Source organism: Neptuniibacter sp. UBA6509 (assembly GCA_002435145.1).
GTDB lineage: Bacteria > Pseudomonadota > Gammaproteobacteria > Pseudomonadales > Balneatricaceae > Neptuniibacter.
The window spans coordinates 1-4,286 of record DJLT01000062.1 but is presented as its reverse complement, the minus strand read 5'-3'; the positions used below and the strand labels follow the sequence as shown (position 1 = coordinate 4,286).

General features: G+C 38.9%; 3 protein-coding genes. 1 reads left to right on the top strand and 2 read right to left on the bottom strand.

All coding sequences use genetic code 11. The features are described from left to right. On the bottom strand, positions 1-2,749 hold a 2,749-nt coding region (locus B4K11_RS08000; protein ID WP_292959316.1), incomplete at its 3' end, for a diguanylate cyclase domain-containing protein. Between the two features lie 94 nt (positions 2,750-2,843). On the opposite strand from B4K11_RS08000, the gene B4K11_RS07995 reads away from it, so the two are divergent. Continuing rightward, the gene (locus B4K11_RS07995) at positions 2,844-3,674 is read left to right on the top strand and encodes a substrate-binding periplasmic protein (protein WP_292957776.1); all 831 of its coding nucleotides are present in this window, start codon (positions 2,844-2,846) and stop codon (positions 3,672-3,674) included. Between the two features lie 325 nt (positions 3,675-3,999). On the opposite strand, the gene B4K11_RS07990 is transcribed toward B4K11_RS07995, so the two are convergent. Further along, positions 4,000-4,286: EAL domain-containing protein (locus B4K11_RS07990; protein WP_292959315.1), on the bottom strand; the 287-nt coding region annotated here is incomplete at its 5' end.

Below are 4,286 nucleotides of genomic sequence, written 5' to 3'. Positions count from 1 at the left end.
GATTGATTGGGTATTTTTTGAGGTAACTCAAGGAAGAGAAGCCAGTTCCAAAATCATCTACTGATATTTCTATCCCCATAGATCTGATTCCAGTCAGTTGCTCTTCAATATTTTTTTGATCTATCAATAAAACACTTTCTGTAATTTCTATACAAATTGCATATCCTTTAATATTATTATCTGCCAGTGCTTTCTCAATTTTTAGGATCAATCCTGATTTCATAAACTGTAAACTAGATACATTCAGGCTTACCTTGGGAGGGGCGGAGTAATTACGCTGTAGTTGCTGAGCAAACTCACAACAATGGTCTATTACCCATTCACCTATTTGAAGAATCAGATCCGATTCTTCCGATAATGGAATAAATGCATCGGGATAAATGATCCCTTTTTCTGGGTGGTTCCACCTAATAAGCGCCTCAATCGATTCGACTTTACTATGCTCAATATTCCAAATCGGTTGATATTCTAAGAAAAATTCATTTTTATCTAAAGCTTGATAAAGGTCTTTTTCAATATCACGCCTTTGAGCTAACTCTTTGCTTAGGTCTTCATTATAGTATTCATAGGTATTTCGACCACTTTGCTTAGCTCGGTACATGGCACTGTCTGCATGAATAATTAAGCTCTCTGCTTGAGTGCTATGGTCTGGATAAAATGCTATGCCAATACTACAAGAAATGTGTGCTTCATAACTCTCTAAATTGAAAGGGGCTGATAGACTAGTAAGAATTTTTCTAGCAACCGTCTCTACTACAGCAGGCTTTTTGACGTTAGAAATGATTACAGCGAATTCATCCCCACCCAAACGAGCAACAGTATCACTTTTTCTAATCTCATCTTTGAGGCGGTCAGCAACGCTCTTAAGCAATAAATCACCTATATGATGTCCATATGTGTCATTTACATATTTGAAACGATCCAAATCAATGAATAAAAGAGCTGTTTTGGAATGATTTCTATCTGTGAGAGCTAGCGCCTGATTTAATCTATCAGTAAATAAGTTCCTGTTTGGCAGAGAAGTAACAGAATCATAATTAGCTTGCTGTCGAATAAGAGCCTCATCTGCTTTTCTCTTCGTAATATCAGAAAACATAGCTACATAACCTTCGAGCTTTCCATCCAGATCTCGCCGAGAGGATATCATGAGCCATTGTGGGTAGACTTCACCATTCTTCCTTCTATTCCAAATTTCACCTTGCCATGCACCACGTTCTTTTAACGTCATATACAGGTCATCATAAAATTCATTAGAGTGCTTTCCTGACTTAAGAATAGATGGATAATTTCCTATAACTTCTTTTTCTGTATAGCCTGTTATGCGTTGGAAAGCTGGGTTAACCGTTTCTATAACCCTATCAGTGTTTGTTACCATAATAGCTTCAATTGCGGCATCGAATACGGTCGATGCTAGGCGTAACTTCTCCTGTGCCGCTTTCTCATCATCTATAGGTTGCTTCAGTGCAATAAAGTGAGTAATTTCTCCAGTAGAATCCTTTAGTGCTCCTATAGATGCGCGCTCCCAATAATAAGAACCATCTTTTCTTTTATTGTGGAACTCACCAAGCCAAGTCTGCCCGGAAGCAAGACAGTTCCACATATCAAGATATTCTTGTTCAGATTTATCTCCAGATTTAAAAATTCGCGGGTTCTCACCGATGACCTCTGATTTTTTGTAACCAGTGACTCTCTCAAAACTTTGATTAACGTATTGAATTATCCCTTCAGCATTTGTTATTACGACACCGGTAGGAGTGTGTTCTACTACTTCTGACAACAGATGAACTTCTTCCTTCATTTCAAGAGCAGCATAATTCTTTCTGATAACAAAAACGGCTCCAAAAAACATCGAAACGGTCACAATCAATACAATCATTAATAGATTTTTTTTCTCTTTAATCCACTTTTCTAAAGAGCCCCTATGATTGGTAAGTACAGAGATTGCCAGTGGATATTTTTCTGAAAAACGAACTGTTATTGTATTATTCGAAAAATAGGAAAGCTCCTTTGATTGCAGCATATTCTTGCTTTGTGAAAGCGCCATTTTAATTAGGCTATGTACTTGAGGCTGGACAGGACCATAAAGCCCGTGTTGAATTAATGCAGTGCTTTCCAAATCGGTGACGTACACGCTATCAAGTTCATGCAACGGTAGTTCCCTGATAAATCTTTTCACATATTCTGGATTAAAGGCTGCAATAAAACGGTAAGATTCTCCATTAGGGTCAGTGAAGTCGAGTCCAATAGGAACAAGACTCACATGCTCCCCTTCGTCGGGGAAATACCCCTGATAAGGCAGATATCGTCCCCTTATCTGTTTACCTATCATCAACCCTAATGAATAATGGTTAATTTGCTCTCGGTCAAAACCTAAAACAGTTTCATTTATATTTACAGCAGGCTGGTGCCTAGTATCGATAAGTGTTTTATTATTTTTGATAATGACAATTTGTCTTAAATGAGGTGCAAATTTAAGACGGTTTAATAGTTGCTGTCGATAAGAGGAGGGGGCTGTATCAGTAATTAGCTCATTGGAAAGTGAAGTTAAAGTGACTTCCATCGCTTCTAATGTTCTAGAGAGCGTACTCTCTATCATTTGGGCATAGAGTTTGGCTCGATGGTTCCGCTCTTCAAGGCTTTGATCATAGCTAAAGGCTAAAGTGATGAAGATAAGGCAAACAAAGCAAAACAGCCCCCCATATATGAGCTTAGCAAATGAAGTTGTTTTACTCGCGTTTATGCTGCGCATGTAATTTCCGAGCCAAATCAAAGAAATTCGTATTTTTTTAGAATATACACCATTACAGCTTGAAAATATTCAGTTTACGACGCTTAGTGGTAACATGACCAATAGTATTTTACGAGGTATAGGAATGTGCCATCTGCTGATTAGAACAACTGCGCTTGTGCTTCTTACAACGCTAGGCCACGTTAATCAAACTGTGGCTAGTGATCGTTCTGAACGGATATATGCTTCAGAAGAACTCAGAGTCTGCATTTGGCCCGATTATTTTACCATTACTTATCGTAACCCTAGGACCAATGTGCTGGAAGGCATTGATATTGATATGGCTAAAGCTTTCGCAGAGCATATGGGGGTTAAACTTAAGTTTGTAGAAAGCTCTTTCTCGAAGCTGGTCACTAACCTTAAAGAAGATAATTGTGATATTGCCATGCACGGTGTAGGTGTAAGGGATACTAGGCGCCCCCATATGGAATTTTCAAAGCCTTACTTATCCAGCGGGATATATGCTGTTGGTACAAAGGGGAATAAACGCATACGAAATTGGGTAGATATTGATAAGCATGGGAATGTTGCTGTTGTGCAGAAGGGGACTTACATGGAGTCAGTAACCAAGGCTACTTTCAAAAACGCAGAGGTTGCGGTGGTTGATAGCTTTAAAGCGAGAGAGCAAGAAGTTCTCAGCGGGCGTGGTGATGTATTTATCACTGATTATCCATATGGAACAAGAATGGCTAAGTTGACAGATTGGGCAGTTCTAATAAAGCCCAATTTTCCCATAGCAAAAACAAATTATGCATACGCAGTACCTAAAGGGGAGACTGAGTGGCTAAGTGAGGTGGATGAATTTCTTAAAAAGATGAAAGAAACGGGGCAATTAGCTGCATTTGCCACCAAGAATGGTCTTGATGAAATAGTGGTCCTATATTAGCCTTACTTTATTCTCTCAAGAGAGAATTTATCAGCGCCTTCGTAACGAGTTTAGTAGATCCTACTGTGAGGACCGGAGATCAAGTAAAAGAACTTATGCAAATAGCCTCTGGTCCCTATCTGGTCAGGTCAGCAGGAATAAGGCTCCTATTAGGGGTAGCTACTTGCAATTTAGGGAGGATTTGAGTGGCTGTAATTTCCAATACTTTCTAGGAAATAGCAGCAATATCTAGCTAAATGTAATTCATCTTACAGGTTTTGAAAAACCTTATATCGGCGGTTCGATTATTTTCTGCACTTTCTAATCCCATCTACACTCCCACTTCCTAATGACTTTCAACTATTAACTTTTTGAACTCACTTTCAGAAATAGGTCTACTATAAAAATAGCCCTGCCCGTAGTCACAGCCTCGATCAAGGAGATAATTATTCTGATAATCAGTTTCAATACCTTCAGCGATCACTTCCAAACCTAGCGCTTTAGCCATCGCAATAGTCGCATCAATTAATGCCGGAGCCGAACTGTCATATTTCAGACCGGAGATGAAGCTCCGATCAATTTTCAAAGTTTTAAATGGATAGTTCCTCAGATAACTTAAAGATGAATACCCTG